This window comes from Coleofasciculus sp. G3-WIS-01, from assembly GCF_040223135.1.
In the GTDB taxonomy this organism is placed as follows: Bacteria; Cyanobacteriota; Cyanobacteriia; order Cyanobacteriales; family Coleofasciculaceae; genus Coleofasciculus.
The window spans coordinates 1-19,453 of the sequence record NZ_JAVJZI010000277.1 but is presented as its reverse complement, the minus strand read 5'-3'; the positions used below and the strand labels follow the sequence as shown (position 1 = coordinate 19,453).

The 19,453-nt window shown below is 45.0% G+C and carries 17 protein-coding genes; 8 read left to right on the top strand and 9 right to left on the bottom strand.

Annotated elements, in window-relative coordinates; translation table 11 throughout:
- Positions 1-2 precede the first annotated feature (2 nt).
- Genes RIM23_RS29560 through RIM23_RS29550 form a run of 3 tightly spaced genes read right to left on the bottom strand, consistent with a single transcriptional unit; the run spans position 3 to position 3,392 of the window.
- A complete protein-coding gene (locus RIM23_RS29560; RefSeq protein WP_446371920.1) occupies positions 3-1,154 on the bottom strand; it encodes a hypothetical protein in 1,152 nt (383 codons plus the stop codon).
- Positions 1,155-1,166: 12 nt separating this feature from the next.
- Complete coding sequence (locus RIM23_RS29555) at positions 1,167-2,642, bottom strand: MBOAT family O-acyltransferase (RefSeq protein ID WP_446371918.1); 1,476 nt, start codon at positions 2,640-2,642, stop codon at positions 1,167-1,169.
- A 12-nt stretch (positions 2,643-2,654) separates the two neighbouring features.
- A complete protein-coding gene (locus RIM23_RS29550; RefSeq protein ID WP_446371916.1) occupies positions 2,655-3,392 on the bottom strand; it encodes a class I SAM-dependent methyltransferase in 738 nt (245 codons plus the stop codon).
- Positions 3,393-3,639: 247 nt separating this feature from the next.
- Between RIM23_RS29550 and rpmB the strand changes: the two genes are divergently transcribed.
- Positions 3,640-3,876 carry a 50S ribosomal protein L28 gene (gene rpmB, locus RIM23_RS29545; RefSeq protein WP_446371914.1) on the top strand — a complete coding sequence of 79 codons (237 nt, stop codon included), beginning with the start codon at positions 3,640-3,642 and terminating at the stop codon, positions 3,874-3,876.
- Positions 3,877-4,056: 180 nt separating this feature from the next.
- Here the strand turns inward: rpmB and RIM23_RS29540 are convergent, their stop codons facing one another.
- From RIM23_RS29540 to RIM23_RS29515, 6 genes are all read right to left on the bottom strand, one after another.
- Positions 4,057-4,455 carry an endonuclease domain-containing protein gene (locus RIM23_RS29540; RefSeq protein WP_446371912.1) on the bottom strand — a complete coding sequence of 133 codons (399 nt, stop codon included), beginning with the start codon at positions 4,453-4,455 and terminating at the stop codon, positions 4,057-4,059.
- Positions 4,456-4,704: 249 nt separating this feature from the next.
- Complete coding sequence (locus RIM23_RS29535; RefSeq protein ID WP_446371950.1) at positions 4,705-6,177, bottom strand: MFS transporter; 1,473 nt, start codon at positions 6,175-6,177, stop codon at positions 4,705-4,707.
- Between the two features lie 88 nt (positions 6,178-6,265).
- Positions 6,266-7,042 (bottom strand): SDR family oxidoreductase, encoded by a 777-nt coding sequence (locus RIM23_RS29530; protein WP_446371948.1) that lies wholly within the window; start codon positions 7,040-7,042, stop codon positions 6,266-6,268.
- A gap of 471 nt (positions 7,043-7,513) precedes the next feature.
- On the bottom strand, positions 7,514-8,830 hold the full coding sequence (locus RIM23_RS29525) for a glycoside hydrolase family 3 N-terminal domain-containing protein (protein ID WP_446371910.1): 1,317 nt from the start codon (positions 8,828-8,830) through the stop codon (positions 7,514-7,516).
- 148 nt (positions 8,831-8,978) lie between these two features.
- The gene (locus RIM23_RS29520; protein WP_446371908.1) at positions 8,979-10,496 is read right to left on the bottom strand and encodes a DEAD/DEAH box helicase family protein; all 1,518 of its coding nucleotides are present in this window, start codon (positions 10,494-10,496) and stop codon (positions 8,979-8,981) included.
- A gap of 41 nt (positions 10,497-10,537) precedes the next feature.
- On the bottom strand, positions 10,538-11,821 hold the full coding sequence (locus RIM23_RS29515; protein WP_446371906.1) for a glycosyltransferase: 1,284 nt from the start codon (positions 11,819-11,821) through the stop codon (positions 10,538-10,540).
- 57 nt (positions 11,822-11,878) lie between these two features.
- Here RIM23_RS29515 and RIM23_RS29510 point away from each other — a divergent pair, with 57 nt between their 5' ends.
- From RIM23_RS29510 to RIM23_RS29480, 7 genes are all read left to right on the top strand, one after another.
- A complete protein-coding gene (locus RIM23_RS29510; protein ID WP_446371904.1) occupies positions 11,879-12,175 on the top strand; it encodes an interleukin-like EMT inducer domain-containing protein in 297 nt (98 codons plus the stop codon).
- Positions 12,176-12,398: 223 nt separating this feature from the next.
- Entirely contained in the window at positions 12,399-13,757 is a 1,359-nt protein-coding gene (locus tag RIM23_RS29505; protein ID WP_446371902.1) for a polyprenyl synthetase family protein, read from the top strand.
- Positions 13,758-13,926: 169 nt separating this feature from the next.
- Positions 13,927-14,907 carry a hypothetical protein gene (locus RIM23_RS29500; RefSeq protein ID WP_446371900.1) on the top strand — a complete coding sequence of 327 codons (981 nt, stop codon included), beginning with the start codon at positions 13,927-13,929 and terminating at the stop codon, positions 14,905-14,907.
- Between the two features lie 239 nt (positions 14,908-15,146).
- Positions 15,147-16,781, top strand: coding sequence for a hypothetical protein (locus RIM23_RS29495; RefSeq protein ID WP_446371898.1), 1,635 nt, complete (start codon positions 15,147-15,149; stop codon positions 16,779-16,781).
- On the top strand, positions 16,778-17,848 hold the full coding sequence (locus tag RIM23_RS29490; protein WP_446371896.1) for a hypothetical protein: 1,071 nt from the start codon (positions 16,778-16,780) through the stop codon (positions 17,846-17,848). The genes RIM23_RS29495 and RIM23_RS29490 overlap by 4 nt, the downstream gene beginning before the upstream one ends.
- Before the next feature lie 318 nt (positions 17,849-18,166).
- On the top strand, positions 18,167-18,685 hold the full coding sequence (locus RIM23_RS29485) for a substrate-binding domain-containing protein (protein ID WP_446371894.1): 519 nt from the start codon (positions 18,167-18,169) through the stop codon (positions 18,683-18,685).
- A complete protein-coding gene (locus RIM23_RS29480) occupies positions 18,669-19,154 on the top strand; it encodes a DUF4912 domain-containing protein (protein WP_446371892.1) in 486 nt (161 codons plus the stop codon). Before RIM23_RS29485 ends, RIM23_RS29480 begins: the two co-directional genes overlap by 17 nt.
- Positions 19,155-19,453 lie beyond the last annotated feature (299 nt).

The window sequence follows — 19,453 nt, the reverse complement described above, 5'->3', positions numbered from 1 at the left end:
GGTCATTTTTCATATCCATCGAGACGTTGCAATAATTGCCAACCCGGGGGATTCGTTTTGACCCACGTTTCCCGGTGAGAGCGGATATTATGAAGATGGGACTCAATGGTTTCTGGCGTAATCAAAACTCCAAAATCCTTGGGGACAATGTCTGATGAGTATTGTAAGAGGCGGTTAAGCACTAAATCTCCCACATTTTGACGGTAATGGGAGTTGTCAAAATAATTAATCATCCTTTCACTAATGGGTTCTGTGGTAATCCTGTTGTAGCCGGAAAAATCCCACACAGGTGTAATTTTGACAACCTCTCGTTTCCAATCTTCAAAGACTGACCAAAGTCCAGCCTTGCGAATGGCTTCCCATTGAGTGGCGTGGGAGGGTGAGATAAATATCTGAATCGTGATCTGGTTTTCCTGACACAGATGAATGAGTTGTTTGAGGTAATTTAATTGGTGGCGAGATAAGGTATAATCCTGATAAAGGCTTGGGTCATGCAAATATTTGTTTAGACTAAATTTAAATCCTTTAACAATTGATTGTTCAGGTAAATCATGCTGGATAAAGAAATCAGGATTCCGCATCCCATTGGCGTAATAGGGAGTAGCGCTAGAGTCTGAACGATTTGCTAAAAAGGTGGTGTAACTTGTACTCAAAGCGTCTAGAGAGAATGTCACATCCAGGAAATCGGAGAGGGTAATCTGCTGTTTTTCTAGACGAGTTTCATCAAAATCAATTTGGTTTTCCCGCTGTTGATTAAACATAAAAAAGTCAATCCCAAGGATAACATGGGTTAAATCCGGTTGATTTTTCAGGGCGTGTTGGAAATAGCGAAACACCTCATACATATTCGCTCCGGAAATGCCTAAATTATACGTCGAGGAGGGGGTGGGAATGGCAACATGGTTGGGATTCAACCCCACTTCAGTTCGAGATGAGCCTAATAAAATAATTGTCGGTTTCTGGCGGGTTATTTCAATGGCTTTAAACCGCCTCACATGGTTTCGTTGTTCGGGTTTGACTTGGTTGAATCCAGCAATTTTTGGCATCGCGATCGCGCCATAAGGATTGATGGCTAAATTAAACAGAACGACTCCTAAAAATTGGCACAGGAAGAATGTTAGCAGCCATCCCAAATAGTGAGAGTAACGTTTCATAGTTCGGGGGAATTAAAATTGGAAGTAGAGAAACTCACTCACCTGGTTGAGAGACAGTAAACAGAAAACAGCAAGACTGGTTATAATTGCCGCTACCCACCAGGTTGGTTTAAACTGTTCCATAATTTGTTGGGTGTTGGGACATTGGGTGACGACAAGGAGTAAAAAGACTAAGATAAGGAAACTTTTTTGCCCACCAAGAGGGGGAAGATAGGGGAACTCTAGCCACCCCTTAAACTCTACCCCCAGTGGGGTTAACCAGCCGAGAATCGGTTGATATGCGGTGGGTAAAACCATCGGTTTAATTCCTACCATGGCTTGTAAAATTGCGATTCCTTCTCCTAAAGTTGGGGAGCGAAACAGTACCCAACTGGCAACAACGGCAACAAAGGTGATTAGCCATCCTAGGAATTTGGGGATAGAAATCTGAAGCTGTTGCCAAAAACGGTTAATTATTAAAAAGAGTCCGTGCAGTCCACCCCAAACCACAAACGTCCATCCCGCCCCATGCCACAACCCCCCTAGTAACATGGTAATTAATAAATTAATAGATTGGCGCCGAGGTCCTTTACGGTTTCCACCCAGGGGGATGTAAAGATAGTCTCGCAAAAAGTTAGATAGGGTAATATGCCAACGTCGCCAGAAATCCGTAATAGACGTGGCTTTGTAGGGAGAGTTAAAGTTAATGGGTAGGTGGATATTTAACATCCAGCCTAAACCAATTGCCATATCGGAATAGCCAGAAAAATCAAAATAGAGTTGAAAGGTATAACTTAATGCGCCAACCCAGGCTTCTAAAAAGGTAACTGAGTCAGCATGGGTAAAAATTGGACTCACCCAAGGGGAGAGGTTATCCGCGATCGCGACTTTCTTGAATAAGCCCAATGTAAATAGGGTTAAGCCTAAAGACATGTTTTTCGGATTCCAGAGAAAATGGCGTAATCGACGCAATTGGGGCAGGAGTTCGTCATAGCGTAAAATTGGACCGGCGATGAGTTGGGGAAAGAAGGAGATAAATAAACTGTATGAGATAAGATTGTATCGGTATGCCTTGGTTTCTCCCCGATAGGCATCAACGATATAGGCAATTTGGGTGAAGCTGTAAAAGGAGATGGCTAGAGGTAAAATAATTTTAGGCACAGTCAACTCAATGCCCAGGATACTGTTTAGGGAACTGACAAAAAATGTGGCATATTTGTAGTAGCCAATAATTCCCAAGTTAAAGGCAATGCCAAGCCAGAGTAAGCCTTTCGCCCTTGGGGTCTGTGGTTTGGTGCGTTCGATCTGGCGACCAATGCTATAATTGCCCAGGATGGACAGTAGCAATAGGGGGAGATAGGCAATATTCCAATACCCATAGAAGCATAAAGACGCGATCGCTAACCAGATGGTTGCCAGTCGGAGTAGGCGCAATTTCGCCAATCCAAAGAAGAGAACCAGGGTAATCGGCAAAAATGCGAAGATGAAAATATAGGAATTAAAGAGCATGATCGCCTCATCCTATTTACTGATCGGTTTAACTTTTTGAAAGACTCCCACCCAACCATCGGTTTGACCGATGAATCGAAAGGAGAGACGATACAGGAGAATTAGAGCCACAACCAAAACCAGAAATACTTTATTTTGCCAAGTGCCTCGACTCATATATCGCCCCTTATGGAATTGGGGAATATAGGGGCGACGGCGTAACCATAAGTCTAGTAGGCGTAACTTATTGCGGGAGGTATATTGCACTTGATCATCATAGCGATCGCCAAATACCATGAGAATACCCTGGGGATAGTAGGGTTTGACATGATCAAAATCTTCATAAAACAGATTACTGAGTAAGGGTGTGGCAATAATTAGATATCCGCCCATTTTTAAATGATCCAGGTAGGAGTCCATAAAGTTTTTTAACTCCCCTGGCGGGAAATGCTCGATAATATGAGACATGAGCAGTAGATCAAATTGCTCATCATGTCCGGCAAACTCGTCAACCGTGAGACAGTTTAAGCCCTTTGCCCGATTTACTGCAATTAATTGGGGATTAATATCCACGCCCAGCACATCATAGCCTGCCTCTTGTAAGGGTTTAAGCTTCTTGCCATAGCCACAGCCTACATCCAAGACTTTGCCGGATTTTTTATTTCCAGAGGAATAGTGAGCCACAAACTCAAGAATTTTGGGTAAGTCGTAACTATATTGGGCAAAGGCTAATAATTGGTTATAAACTCTATCTTTTAAGGGTTCAGTCATGGTTTTATCTAATATCTTTTACCGTTGTCAGTAGGTTTCTTGGCATCCGTCAAGAACTTTGGTTCTTGGCTAAAAGGACAGCCTCAGAGAGCATTGATGAGCAATAAATGATGATGCCTTTGGGAAAACTCCAGGTTCAGTAAGGTTATAACACTTGGAACTAAACCGCATCCGTGCGCCCTCGGACATGCTCCTTCCTGTAACCCTCACGATATGATAGAGGACGGACTATAATTGGAGGATTCCTATGTCGCGCAAATGTCAACTCACTGGGAAAAAGGCAAATAACGCCTACGCCATCTCCCACTCCCACCGCCGCACCAAAAAACTCCAGCACGCCAATCTGCAATCCAAGCGAGTCTGGTGGCAAGAAGGCAATCGTTGGGTTAAGTTAAAACTATCTACCAAGGCGATTAAGACCTTGGAGAAGAAAGGATTGGCAGCCATGGCAAAAGAAGCTGGGATTAATCTAAATCATTATTAATCGGGTAGTGGCGTGGCACACCTAATTGGGTGGATTAGAATTGTAGGGGCGCACGCCCCGTGCGCCCCTGTCAACTTAAGCTCAACCCCTCACGCATTTGCCCCTCTCCATCCCCCCTAGCCCCCCCTTGAAAGCAGGGGGACTTTGATTAATTTCTGGTTCCCCCCTTTCCAAGGGGGGCTAGGGGGGATATTTCCAAGGGGGGCTAGGGGGGATAAACCCACCAATACACTCACAAACTGCATCAAAACAATTCATCACGTCATTATTGGTAAAACGTACCACCTGCAAACCGTAACCTTCTAAAATATGAGTGCGATTTTGGTCATAAATTATCGCTTCCTCGCTAAAATGAGTATCTCCATCGACCTCGATAACCAACTTCAGTTTGGCACAATAGAAATCAACGATAAAATTATCGATGGGTTTTTGCCGCCATACTTTTAACGGAAATTGTCTTAAATATTCCTGCCATAGTTTACGCTCGGCTGGGGTAGGATTTTGTCGCATTTTCTTGGCTCGTTCAACCAGAATAGGATTATACGGTAGAAAATAGCGTCCTTTTTTTAATTGAGACATGACCAAGTTGTTGATCAGGTTTATTTCTATCCCCCTAAACCTTTCTCATCCCCCCAAACCCCCCTTTGAAAGGGGGGCTTTATTGCATGGGGGCTTTATTGCATGGGGGCTTTATTGCATGGGGGCTTTATTGTATGGGGGCTTTATTGCATGGGGGCTTTATTGTATGGGGGCTTTATTGTATGGGGGCTTTATTGCATGGGGGCTTTATTGTATGGGGGCTTTATTGTATGTTTCTGAGTCACAGCATCACCCCTGTTCTAAACCTTCGTCAGCAGAAGTATCAGTATCAATACCTAACTTGCGTTCCTGAAGCTTCAACAGAATTTCTGCATGAACTTCGCGGGTGATGGGATAGAAATATGCCAAAAATAACCCACAGATTAGGAAAACGGTGGGTAATGGACCCACCACTAACCGAATCGCTAGCAGTGCTGAAGCCGGTTGTTCGGGTATCGGTTGACCCGGTTCGCTACTCAAAAACCCGGCAAAATCCAGCGCTTGTCCCACGAAAAACAACCCCAATGCTAATCCTATCTTTTGCAGGAGTACCATAAACGAATAGAAAATTCCCTCGCGCCGTTGACCTGTATTCAGTTCATCCAATTCAATTACATCGGGTAACATTGACCAAGGGATGAGATAGGCAATGGCAATACCAAACCCTGCCATGACAAAGAGAAGGTACATTAAACCTATCTGATCCGGTGGTAAAAAGAATAGTCCGCCTTGGGCGACAATCCAGGCACTCATTCCCATAAAATAAACTGCCCGTTTCCCGACACGCTGACTCACCCAATTCCAGACAAACAGCATCACTAATGCTACACATTGAACCACTAAGGCGGCGGTAAAATAGGAATCTTGACCCATCCAGTTAACCAAATAATAGGGAATAATCGCCGCTGTTAACTGAAAGGCTAACCAGGAAAACAGATAAATCCCAATGACATAGAGAAAAGGGCGATTCCTAAAGGCAATTTTTAGCTGTTCTAAAAAAGGGATTTCCGTTTGATTACTCTCCGCCACCGTTTTATGGAAACGCACTTCCCCCGCCGCCGTGGGATCTGTGGTTCCCCACACACACCAGTAGGTGGGTAGAACAGACAGAACTGTACAGATTAGTCCTAAGACTAAATATTGTTCTTGATCATTGGGAATAGCTTGAAAGATAAATTGACCCAATGCTAGGGAAAGAATACTCCCGCCAATAGAGAAGGCAAAGCGAAAACTATTCAAGGTGGTGCGTTCGTTGTAATCTTGGGTCAATTCTGGCGTCAGCGCGGTATAGGGCAAATTGACGCCTGTAAACGCCATGTTGAATAAAATACTGACAATCACGTAGTACCAGAACAGCGCCGACTGATTGATAGGGGGTACAACCCATTGCAGGAAAAAGAACACACCAAAGGGAATCCCGGATAGAATCATCCAGGTATGGCGTCGCCCCCAACGGAACCGAGTGCGATCGCTTAATACTCCAACAATGGGATCATTAATAGCATCCCAGATTTTGCCGATTAACAGAACCGTACTGGCTAACCCTGGACTTAATCCAGCCACATTGGTGAGGAAAATCAGTAAGGAGAACGCTAACAGGGTAGCTGTAATCCCCGCCCCCATATCACCCGCCCCGTAAGCCATTTTCGTGGCAAGATTAAGTTTTTCAGGTTGGGGTGGTGTTGGTGGAACTGGAGACTCTGATGGGGCGGTATTACTCATTGCCATTTTTTATTGCTTAAATAGGTAACTGTAACACAATCCCTATTTTCATCATCTACATGGGCATCCCATTGGTGTTGATATCGGATTAGAAACCCGGTGTTGTTTGAGCAAAAAGTGCGGCAAAATCTTTGGTAATCACTGCACCAGAAGCATCTTCGGGTTGAGAAATCACATCAAAGGTTTTGTTACGAGCATTCGGTTCTAACAAAGCCTGTACTACAACTTCAGCCACATCTTCACGGGGAATGGATGTAGGTATTCCATTGGGCGGATTTTTCAACATCGTATCATTTTTACCCACCAATAGTTCCCGTTTCCCTCCCGGCTGATCTTGCAACCCACCGGCACGGATAATAGTATAGTCGATTCCTGAATCGATTAAATACTGTTCTGCCTTGCGCTTCCAAATCAAAATGTTGCCATTACCAATACGATTGAGGGGATGATTTTCATCAGTTCCACCCATAGAACCCACGAGGACAATATGATTGACCCCTGCGGATAAAGCGGTATCAATTTGGTTAATCTGACCCTGATAGTCAATCGCTTCTGGCATTTCACCGGTAGCAAAGGTTAATTCAGGGCGCTGTCCCGGCTGTGGGATACCTTTAGGCTGGGGTATAGCGCTGGTGAGAATAACTAACCCTTGACAATCTACCAAGGCGGGGGCGAGGGTTGCGGGATCTCGGATGTCCCCGAAATAGAAACCCTCTGTTGTCCCGAACAATTGCTCAACCTTCTGTCGCGATCGCGCAAAACCCCGGACAATAAACTGCTCTTTACGTTGTTGTAGTTTCTGGACGACGAGAGAACCAGTGCGTCCAGTTGCACCAGTGACGAGGACTTGCACAGGAGTGTTCATCAAGGTTAACGATAGAACGAATTGTCGCTGATATTAACTATGCCACAGCTCTCCCCCTATTTTCTCAGAAATTCAAATTATTTTCTGGACACCATCCTTGCGCCCAGAGAATTCTAATCCACTGAATTAGGTGTGTCATGGCAATTTTCGTAAAAAACCTCAGCGCGTTTGCAGAACCTGTGTTCTTATTGTCGCTGAGGAACAACTGAAGGATAGGTTTGATATGTTTCTCAATTCAGGAATAATTTTAGGCGATCAGGAAAATCTTGCCATTTCTTATGGGTTCACGCTTCCCTGTTCCCTATTTCTTGATAATTTATGTTCACAAATTGACAATGGATAATGAACAAGGGATAATGACCTCTCCTTAAAAGAATAGGATTGAAATTAAGGGAAATCTTTTTTAATTTCTTCGTAAACGAAGAGCTTTTAGACCCAATTAATCAATTGTCAATTATCAATTATCAATTATTAATTATCCATTGATAATTTCCTCATAGCTTGCTTGAGTCTGGCATTACTCTTTTTCAGAACGGTAATATCCAAACGATTAACCGATTCAGCCGCAAGTAAGCCCTTCATCGCGTTGTAATACAAATCGGTGTCGTAAGCAATTAAAATTAAATCAACTCCAGCATTCACAGCTTTTACCGTAGCATTAGCTAATCCATCTTGACTGCCATAGACAGCCTGCATACTAAAATCGTCTGTAATTAGAATGCCATCATGGTTCCACTTATTTCTAATAATTTCGCTCACAACTTTTGTAGAAAAGGATACAGGATGATCAGGATCAACGGACATCAATTGGGCATGTCCCAACATCGTAAAGGCGTTTGTTTTGCTCATGACTTCCCGAAACGGCACCCAGTCTGCTTGGGTTAATTCCTCTACCGAAGTCTTCAATTGAGCATGGTCAATATGGGTATCAGTATCCAGTCGTCCCAATCCAGGGAAATGCTTAATTGTACAAGTTACGCCATAGTTGGCTAGGGTTTGGCAATACCATAATGCCACCTTAGCGACAACGTCTTGATCGGCAGATATGGCTCTCAGGTAAATTTTAGAATATTTATCATCGGGACTGATAATTCCCTGATTTAAATCCACGACTGGGGCAAAGTTTAAATTAATCCCAATCTCAGACAATTCTTTACCCTGGATACTGGCATAATCGATAACATCATCTTTGGCGCGGTCAATAGTTTTTTCGTCCTTAATAATCGACGATAAGGGAGGCAATTGAGTTAAAGGCGGAGATAATCGAGAGACGATACCGCCTTCTTGATCTGTGGCTATCCACAACGGCGATAACCCCTGACTGATGCGAATTTCTTGTAACGATTGAATTTCTTGATGGATTTCGTTTTGAGTTTTATTCTGGATATTCCGTTTCGTGATAAACACACCAGCGATCGCGCCTTTTTCGACGAGGATTTTGACCTCCTCAAAATTGCGATAACCCACGATAAAGTGCTGACCTAGTGTTTCCAATTGGCTCGGTTCTCGCTTGAGAATCGCTTGTTTGGTTAACTGGAACTTAACTTCCTTCGTCACCGCCAAGGAAAAACTGAATGACGCGATCGCTAAAATCAAAACGCTGAGAATAACTTGTTTCTGGCTTGAATTTTTCTTCCAGCCGGAAATTTCCGCAATGATTAATCCTAAACTAAGGATAAAGATAAAACCAAATGCCCAACCCCTTACACTTGCCAGAAAAGGTGTTCTTAAATAAAAGACTGGAAACACCAGACTGATGGCTAAAGCCAGTTTAATGAGTTTTATCATAAATTTAGTCAACGCAATCATTAGTTATTGCATATCTGGTTTTGATAATTTTTTTTTGCAGAGGGAAGTTTTGGCTTAAACTACTTTATTTTAAAGCACTAAAGTGCTTACTACGAACCTCGCTTGGATCAGTGAGTTCAACTTAAGATCATACGTCATATTTACCAGGTTTCTCGGCTGCTCTCGGTGATTGAGGTGGTTTTATTTCGTAGGGTTGAGAGGGTAAAATTTCTAATTGTCGATGCTTTGGCTTCTCCACTTTCTGGGGTTTGTCTTTGGCTTTGGTTTTGGCTTTCCCAGTTGAACCGCGCCGCCGTTGAGATGTTCCTTCTTCACTGGTATTTTCCGCAACCACTTCATACAATATCGCCGACTTATTCTGATCAGTTCCCTTGCGTAACACTCGCCCTAATCGCTGTACATATTCCCGTTCTGAACCCGTACCCGATAAAATAATCGCGACTCGTGCATCAGGAACATCAACCCCTTCATTTAAAACATGGGATGCGGTCAAGATTTTATAGTCTCCTTCGCGAAACCGTTGGAGAATTTCATGGCGTTCTTTAACCGGGGTATGGTGAGTAATGGCGGGAATCAGCAATTCTTGGGAGATCCGATAAACGGTAGCATTATCATTCGTGAACACCAAGATACGTTCCGGATAATGTTTGGCGACTAAATCGGCTAATACTCGTAATTTCCCTTCCGTTCCTAAAGCGATTTCCTTAGATTCACGATGTGCTAACATGGCGCGACGCCCTTTTTGAGAACCGGCACTGGCTTGCACAAACCGTTGCCATCCGTCTAAACTACTTAGGTAAATATTCGACTCTCTTAAAAAATCATTACGTAGTTTGAGACAGGCATCGTAGCGATCGCGCTCCTGGTGTGATAGTTTGACTTTAATCTGCACCACCTTATGTTCAGCCAAGGCTAACCCGGCTAGGTCATCAGGGCTTTTGCGATAGACCTGTTGACCAATTAAGCCATCTAGGTCATGATGACGCCCATCAGTACGATCAGGGGTAGCAGTGAGTCCTAATCGGTAGGGTGCGATCGCGTATTCGGCTATGGATCGATAAAAGTCGGTGGGTAGGTGGTGACATTCATCAAAAATTAACAACCCATACTGATTTCCTAGGGACTCAGCGTGAATTGTGGCACTATCATAAGTGGCGATCAGGATTGGCGTGCGATCGCGCGAACCTCCCCCCAGTAATCCCACCTCTACATCCGGAAACGCCGCTTCTAACTGCGCGTACCATTGATGCATCAAATCTAACGTTGGCACCACAATTAATGTACTGCGAGGGGTAGCTTGCATCGCGAGTTGGGCGAGATAGGTTTTTCCGGCGGCTGTGGGTAACACCACCACCCCTCGGCGCCCCGCTAATTTCCAGGCTAATAAGGCTTCCTGTTGATGGGGATAAGGTTCCATCTCAAAGCTGGATACCAACTCCAAGGGTATGAATTCCCTCGCATCATCAATAAAATCCACCCCTTCAGCTTGCAGCACTTCCACCAAGGGGCGGTAGTGCATTCCCGGAATCCGAAACTTCTCCACCCGATCATCCCACGTTGCATAATCCACCCACGCCTTACCCCGTGGGGGTGGATGTAAGAGTAGAGTTCCCCGGTTAAAGGTTAATTTTGGGGTACGAGCCATTCGTTTTTTATATATTAGTCCCCTAAGCTATTGTATATTGCCTAACCTTTAGATCTCAGATAACCTTCGATCGCATCACTTGCTACCGCTACCCCATCTTCTTGGTGCACAAGCTTTCCCACCTCCGCCGCTTTGATCCCATACCTAGGCTCAAATAATAATTGCTTGAGTTCAGCCGCCACCGTATTCGCACTATACTCATGTCGAGCCAGGGTACGCGCCACCCCTAAACGTACTAACCGCATCGCATTATCCGGCTGATCATGAGCATAAGGTATCACCAACATGGGACGCCCAGCACGCAAGGCTTGTCCGGTTGTCCCAACTCCCCCATGATGCACAATCGCCGCCGCATGGGGGAAGATTTCGGAGTGCGGTGCATAGTCAAGGACAATCACCCCTTTAGGTAACTGTTCTAACGGTAGATTGGGGACTCCCTTGCCCACAAGTAAAACAGCACGGTATCCTAACTGTTGAGCTGCGATCGCACCTTCTAAATAGAAATTCCCTGGAGTCCACACCATTAAGGAACCCAAGGTAAATACAATGGGTGGAGAGCCAGCATCGAGAAACCGGGCTAGTTGATCAGATAAATCCTCCTGTTTTGCGCGATCGTAAAAGGGAAACCCTGTAACCTGAGTTTGGGAATGCCAATCCGGTTGCGGCGATGCTAGAACCTGAGAAAATAGCGCCAGTACCAAATCCGGCGAATGTTGACCTTCAAACACTGGATCATCGCCCGGTGGTAAACCCAATTCCCGACGCAATTGGCGCACTGGCGCACTCCATAAACGGGTTTGCCAACGAAATTGGCGCAGGCGGGAATCATTGGCGACAACGGCTAACGCTTGTTCATAAGGGGAGATAGTTGTGGTTGAAAGGGTTTGGGAATCATAAGCCGACATAAATAGGATCGGAGAGAGAACCGTTGACACCCAAGGAATCCCCGTTTTTGCAGCAACCAATGAGCCGACAAAGGTTAAGTGGTGAGTGAGCAGTAGATCCGCACCACGTACCGCATCAACTAAAGCATTGTACGTCGCCCTGAGATGGGGCATTAATAGATAACAGATTGTGTATTCACTTTCCCGGCGCAACTCTGAGAGCATTCCGATAAACTCGCCATCCTGCTGCATATCAATCGGACTATCGTATCGAACCGGAGAAAACTCAATCCCCTCGGCTTCAATCTTGTAACGATAAAGCTCACTTGTGGCAATAACAGCGTGATGTCCTCGTGCTTGCAACTCCAGCGCGATCGCCATATAGGGATGAATATCGCCATAAGAGCCGTAGGCTGTTAAAACAATACGTTTATAAGTCATTGATCATTCGTCATAAGTCATTGATCATTCGTCATCTGTCAACAGTTTAGTAAGTCTATGAACACGACAAACGTCAACGCCTCCAGAAACGGAGTCACAACAACAGTGAAGGTGTCCTCAGCAGGTTATGATCACGGTAACTGTAACATGGCTAAAGTTACCTGTAATGGGGCACTCATTCCTTTGGCGGGAGGATATCAGCGCGGTTTAAATGTTGTCGTTTTTGATCAGTCCAATGGGCGTCAACTTCAGAGTCAATCTTTTGATCTATATGCTGATCCGGCTAACGCTGATGCCTTTGCCCACTGGATAGACACGCTTACCCCAAGGTCGGGTGGTTGCGATCGCGGCTAAAGATGACGCCAGCCTAAATCTCTGTGATCACGCCATTTTGCTGGCTCTTGTCGTTATCGTTATCATCGGGACTATTTTATTTAGTCGAGACTAAGGCATATAATTAATACTCGTTACCTCAAGGATTCCGAAATCTGCCATCCTCATTTTCCCGCACAAATATATGACGGCTTTTTACGCCTACCTCCTATTCGTGAACCGACAGTCTTAAGGAAAAAAATTAATGCTAGGACTATTCTTATTTCTCGTATTTTTCACCTTCTTCAGTCTGTTATTATATGACAAAAAACAATTCCCGCGCTTTCGGCTAAAAGGTTCGCCACGACAGGTTCTACCACCTCAACCTCCTATCCCGCAATCTTCACCGCCAACAGTATCCGATATTGACTCAGGAAGTCGTCAGGCAATTTCTACAACCTTATCGGATCTCGCCCAATTACAAGCGGTGCAGGAAGCAAATGAGCAACTTATCGCCCAAGAATCCTCTAAGTTTAACCAAACCATTATCAACGAAGCCTTACAGGGTTCACGAGACGCCATTTTTGCCAAAATTGAGGAATTTATTCAAACCCAGCGCCAAGTTTCCGGTGCTTATACTCCCCTCTATGATCTCTTAAGTGATTATCCGTTTCGAGTCGGAAAAATGCTGCGACCAACGATTTGTATGAGTGTCGCCCGGGCTGTGGGAGGAATGGGACATTCGGCATTAACTGCCGCCGCCGCATTAGAATTGTATCACAATGCGTTCTTAATTCACGATGACATTGAAGATGAGTCCGAGTCCAGACGCGGAAAGGGAACATTACACCAAATGATTGGCATTCCTAGGGCGATTAATGTCGGGGATGCGACGAATGTTTTAGCGGTAGGATTGCTGCTGGAAAATTTGTCAGTGCTGGGTGTATCTAAGGCACTGAATATATTACATGAAATTGAGTTTATGGCGCGGCAATCTGTTGAAGGACAGGCAATGGAATTGGACTGGGTGGCGACGAATCCATCCCATCTGAGTGACCAAGATTATTTTACAATGTGTGTGAAAAAGACCTGCTGGTATTCATTTATTACACCCTGTAGAATTGGTCTAATTGTCGGACATCCCGCCTCAAGTGTTGAGGATTTAGTCGAACCTTTAGCCGGATTAACCCGGTTTGGCATGATTTTAGGGATCGCCTTTCAAATCCAAGATGATCTGTTAAATTTACAGGGTGAAATGGAATCCTATGGCAAAGAGATTGGTGGTGATATCTATGAAGGGAAACGGACATTGATGCTGAACCATGTTTTAGCCCACAGCAAACAGGAATGTGATAAAATGCGGGAAATTCTCGCTCTACCCCGCGCCCAAAAACATCCTGATCATGTTGCTTTTATTATGGAGCAAATGCAGCGGTGCGGCAGCATTGAACACGGCTGGGATGTGGCGCGATCGCTCGCCCAAAAAGCAGCTAAAATCTTTGATTCCTTGGAGTTCTTGTTCCCGGAAACCCCTCTGCGACCTGGAGAACAATGGGTCTCCCCGGTTCATGACCGTCGATTTCTTAAGGAGTTGATTAATTATGTAATTTATCGAAATAAGTAACGAGTCACAAGGGGATGAGTCTGACCCCAGAGAGGATAGTATGACATCATTCACCTCCAATGCCAGTCAGGGAAATGATGTCAATAGATCCCCCAACAAAAACGGTCAGATCGCAGCCCAAAGTTCCGGTTACAATTCAACGAACAAATATAAATAATAAGGAGTGAAAATGGCTCACATTAAAGTCGAAACTGTCGATCTCAACGAATGGCAAGAAGAATCTTATGAAAAAGGTGCAGGCAAATGGGATATATCCCGAAATGGACAAGAAGTAATCCAGAAAAAGAATGGCAAGCCCACGCTATTTTACAGTCCATTTAACGTTTTTAATACCAAAGTCTCCGGCAAAATAAGCGTTGGCAATACAGGTGATGATGATTTTATTGGGTTTGCTCTAGGATTCCACCCTGGAGACACCACCAATAGTTCAGCTAAATATCTGCTCGTCGATTGGAGGAAAGGTCAACAGAAACGGTGGGGAGAACTTGCCAAAACCGGATTAGCGGTATCCTTAATCAATGGAGTTCCTAAAGATCAAGCTGAATTCTGGGGTCATACAGGTAAGGTGACTGAACTGGCGCGTGGAAAAACCCTGGGCAACAAGGGATGGCAAAAAAATGTCGAAAATACCTTTGACTTTGTTTATACAAAAACCAATCTGCAAGTCTCGGTTAATGGCAGCTTGGAAATTGATATTGACGGTGATTTTAGTGAAGGACGGATTGCGTTCTATAACTTCTCCCAAAATAATGTCACCTATAAAGCATTTGAGAAAAAATTACTCCCCTCCGGTCAATTGCAAGTCCATGCTAGTTCGGAAGAAGGGGTAGAATTCAAGAATCCAATGGATACCGAGGCAAAAATTAAAGTCACCCCTTCTGGTATCTGGTCAGTGAAAGACGGATTAGAGATTACCGCCGCCGGAAAGCCAGGAGCCTATCTGCTGAGTCATGTTACTTATACTAACAATACTCCTTATGCACTGGTTGCTGTGGATAAACGAAGTGGTGAAGTGATTGAAGAAATCAGCAGTGCGAAGACTCTCAGCCTCAAAGCGGGTCAAACTGTAATCTTTAAAATGAATGATGAGCCAGGGTGGTATTGGGATAACAACGGTTGTATCACAGTAGATTGGATGGTTCTGGATTAAATCATCTTTTGACTCCTGATTAATGTAGAGACGTGCCATGGCGCGTCTCTATCATTTGGGTGTTGCTGAATAAATTTTGTAGTCAGTGAAACAATCAATCATGGAACTAAAGTGCGATGATTAACCTAGGTTACGTCAACGTCATTTAACTTAACGAAAATTTGTAAGCAAAAGAGCTTATAAACATAAGATAAGGATTAAAATGGACGGAGTAAAACGCCGATCCGACTAGGTGTTAAATGAGTCAGCGCTTAGAAACAACCCTTGCCCTGCCCCAAATAACGTTAAAAATCCATTCCGGTACAGACTTGGTTTTACAGCTATTGCTCCGGAATCATCTTGATGAAGCCGTACTTTTTCGTCCGACTCTAGATGATTGGGTTCTCAATGATGGCAATATTTTGCCAATCGTTAGTCGTTTAGAGCCCACTTATGTTTATTTGTTTCCAGAGTATGAGTTGACCTGTCAGTTAACTGTTCCAATTCCTGAATATTTGCCGACAGGAACAAGCCTGACAACTTGGTTAAGATTTCCAGGTTGGCGAGAAGACGCCATCCCCATCCAAGTGGAAATCTTAGAAACCACAGAAAACAGCAACAGCACTCCCGTAATCCATCCCTTAATGGTCACCTTTCCGCCGCCGAGAGACAGCAAGGAAAACTACTTAGGAACGGCTGAACCAACCACAGCCGGAATCTTTGGTCTCATGTCGGGGTTAATCGATTTGGATAAAATTCCTGCCCGTTGGTTGATCGCAGAACTGCTAACACGGCTGTGCCAACATGGAACCAATTATGCCCAGACGCCCCAAGGGAATGAACTCCTTACCCAACTGAGTCGCACCCAGTTCTTTAAAAATGGCGTTTATGCCTTTTCCTCTGCCCAAGTTCCGGCTTGGATATCGAGTAGTTTATCCATGGCGAATACTCTCCTCGCCGCCCAAATTGGACAACGCCATCTGCTTTCGGTATGGGAAGAGTGGTTGTGGGATTTAGCCGAAACTGATATTGAAATCGGAGATGGGGGAGATAGGGAAGTTAACTCAGAATTGAATAAGGGCGGGTTTTGCTCAAACGTTACTATCAATAGCGACAAGAAAGTCCCTAAACCCGCCCCTACAAACCCGGTTCCATATCAGCGAAGTGAAGGGTCAATACTCAACACTCAAAACGCCGAAGAGTGGTTGGCGGGACTGATTTTGGGACTTGCCCAGGTGTCACCTAGAATAGAGGATAGTTTACGCGCGATCGCAACTCACGAATCAATACCTATTGTTGATCATACAATTGCCGCCCAAGCCAGCTACAGTTTAACCACAGGATTACCCGGACTTGATGCGCTTCCGGGGCGTTGGTTGGTTGTGGAACTACTCATCCTGCTGGCACAACAGGGTGATACCTATAGCCGCACTGAATCCGGTTGCCAATTACTCAATCAACTCAGCCGTACCCGTTTCTTCAAAAATGGCGTCCTCGCCTTTGCTTCAGCACAAGCCCCCCGTTGGCTGGTTATCAGTCAATCGGCGGCGGCGGCGTATCATTCCTCTGTCGGTGTGCAGATGGGGCAAGGTGGGTTACTTCATGTTGGGGAAAAATGGCTGTGGACATTAGTCTCGAATCCCTTAAACCTTAAGGGTATGGACAACCCTGTCTCCGTATCCAATGCGGCAACAAAAGCCTTCGTCACGGAACTGGGAATGGATGCCCAGCGCTGGTTTGTGGGTATTCTCTTTGGACTGATTCAGGTGTCCCCGAAGATGGCGAGATATGTAAAGGCGATCGCAAATCTTGCCCCACCCCCTCTCACTCCCACCCCTGTTTCCCCAGTCGTTTTCGACGATGTTCTCAATGAAGGAGGTTCTTTGGGACGATGAATGTCAACGAACAACTCCTGCTTAACCGTGTCGAAGCCCTACGCATTCCCCTTGAAGATCCTGGCTTACCCTTGGATTGGAAGGACTGGTATCACTTTATTTTGCTCGATCTAAAAACGGGAATCCGGCTACTCGTCAATGCTACCCTCATCGGCAAACCGGAACAGGGGCAGATGCAAGTCAGCTTTATTGTCAATTTGCCCTCTACCGAAATTCCAAAAGAACTTGAATCTGACACCTCAGTGGCAACCTTTGGCACAACGTTCAGCTTAGACTGGCAACCAGACATGGTATGTCGTCATCCCTTACGCCTGCAAGGGAGGGGGATTAATTTAGAAATCAATGGTATGAACTCATCAGTTCGAGTTCACGATGAGAGGGCGCAGCTTTCCCTCAACGTTCAAGGACAAGCTGAAGCCATGCCCCTATTAGTAACCGAGGATGCGCCATTCGGTAGCGGCTTTATTGGTTGGGGGTTAATTCCAGGATTAAAAGTTTCGGGAGACGTATCTGTTTGTGGGCGATCCTTTGCCATTGATCACGACTGGTTTTGCTATCACGATCGCAATTTTGGTCGGTTTTGCTGGGGTGAGGATATTGGTTGGGAATGGTTCGTCGCTTATGTTACAGACAAGAAAGGCAGATCCTTCACACTCGTGTTAGATAAACGCACGAATAAAAACCATTCTATTAGTGGCTTACCCTATATTTTTATCTATTCCGGCACTCGCTTGCGGAAGGTATTTTTGGGTTCCACGTTACAGATTGATTGGGATTGGTCTGCCACTGCCAGTTTACCGTTACGTCTACCCGGAATTATGGCGTCACTCTTTGGCGATCGCACGGTGAGTATGCCTCGACAGTTACAGGTACAAGCGGCAGATGATCAGGATCAATTGTCATTAACCATGGTATTTGACGCCACCAGTGAGTTAATTGTACCCGATAATCAAAGTCGCCAATATACCTTTATTGAAGAAGTGACGGGTGCGGTGGACGTGACTCTCGTACTGCAAGGGGAAACAATACAAGCAAGGGGGTTTGCCTATGGTGAATATGTTCATTAGTTTGTAGTAAGCGCTAAAGCGCTTCTGGCGTTTCTGGCACGCTTCGTGCCGACTACGAACATTCTTTGACGGTTGGATCAAGCCCTAATTAATTTAAATGACTTCTTCACCAGTAACGATAACAGTTCAATCAGCGGGTGGATTCATGGGTAACTCAGCCCGTGGTGAGAGAATGCCTCGGTTTTGGAACTGAGCTAGGAGTCAATTCAAAACTTATCCATTTGCTCTTGTTGAGTCTAAAGCAATATAAATTTTTATAAACTAGCTAGATTAAAAAGCGATCATGAGATATCATGATTTTTTTAGTATTTCTCGACATTGCATAACCCTGAAAAAAATAGTTTATACGGCTTGAGCTTCCATGGTGAAATTACTGATTGGTCAGAATTGGGGGGTGCACCTGGACCGATTCAACTAATTGATCGCCCGGACTATAGTGATACGCGGCAGGCGTTTCAACGGTACGATGTGTTTAAAGCGGCACCCTTTAGAACCGGAGCCAATACCACTCGGGTGGATCGAGATAGTACCGAAGCCGTAATTGAAGAACTGGGGAAAAACGCCGGCGGAATTGGGTATGCGATCGCGGATCAAGTTTTTGATCGTCAGGATGTGAAAATCATCCCCATGCATCAAGTCTTTCCCGATGATGAACGCTATCCTTTTTCCCAATCCCTGTCTTATGTCTATAAGGAACCGGCTACGCCTGCGGTAGAAGCCTTTATCGGCTATGCTTTAGATCCCTCCAATGAGCAGGCGGTTGATGAGGCTGTTGCCGAAACCACCCCAATCTCTCCAGCGTTTAGGGGGAGAAAAGCTGATGTTGCGTCTGTATGATGTCACCGATAGTCCCAACCCAGAACGGGATCAGCCCCCGATGCTACAACAGTTTGGATGTCAGGGGGAGCAAAACTATTTACTCTTATCCTTACCCGCAGAGAACCGGGATTATTTAGTGGAACTGGGTTACTTGACCCGCGAAGGCTACTGGTTACCGTTGACGCGATCGGAAACTGTGCGGGTGACGCCGATTTTGGGGACGGGCAATGTCCTGCCAGGAGGCATAGGTCATGGTGAAGGAACCTGGCTTTCCCATTCCCCTAGTTCCTCTCACAGTCGCCTATTCTTAGTGCCTTACAGTGGTAAGAATGCCTATGCTTACTGGGAATTGGTTCCGAATCAGATTCAAGCCTTAAAGCGCCAAGGAGGAGAAACGTTGCGGTTGCGTCTATATGATGTCTCCGACAGCTTAGATCCGGATCGCTATCGTTCCCACTGTGTCCAGGACTATGATTGTCAGGGTTAACTAACAGTCCGTAAATATCTAGACAATTGGTGACATAACTGGACATTTTATGTGATATAATCAGGCAATGTCTAGTTTACCCCCCCAAGAAGCATCTACTCGACTTTGTGTGATGGTCTTGCACTTTGCACCGATGCTCTCTCTATGGTAAAATACAATCTTATAGTATCGCTGGTGGTCATCGTATTATCGATATTGTTGACAGAATTTGTAAGATATCGGGTAACGAATATCTATGAATACGATAACTTATTGCAAAGGCTTGCCAACTCCTGCCGATGAACTTAACCCCATCGGTT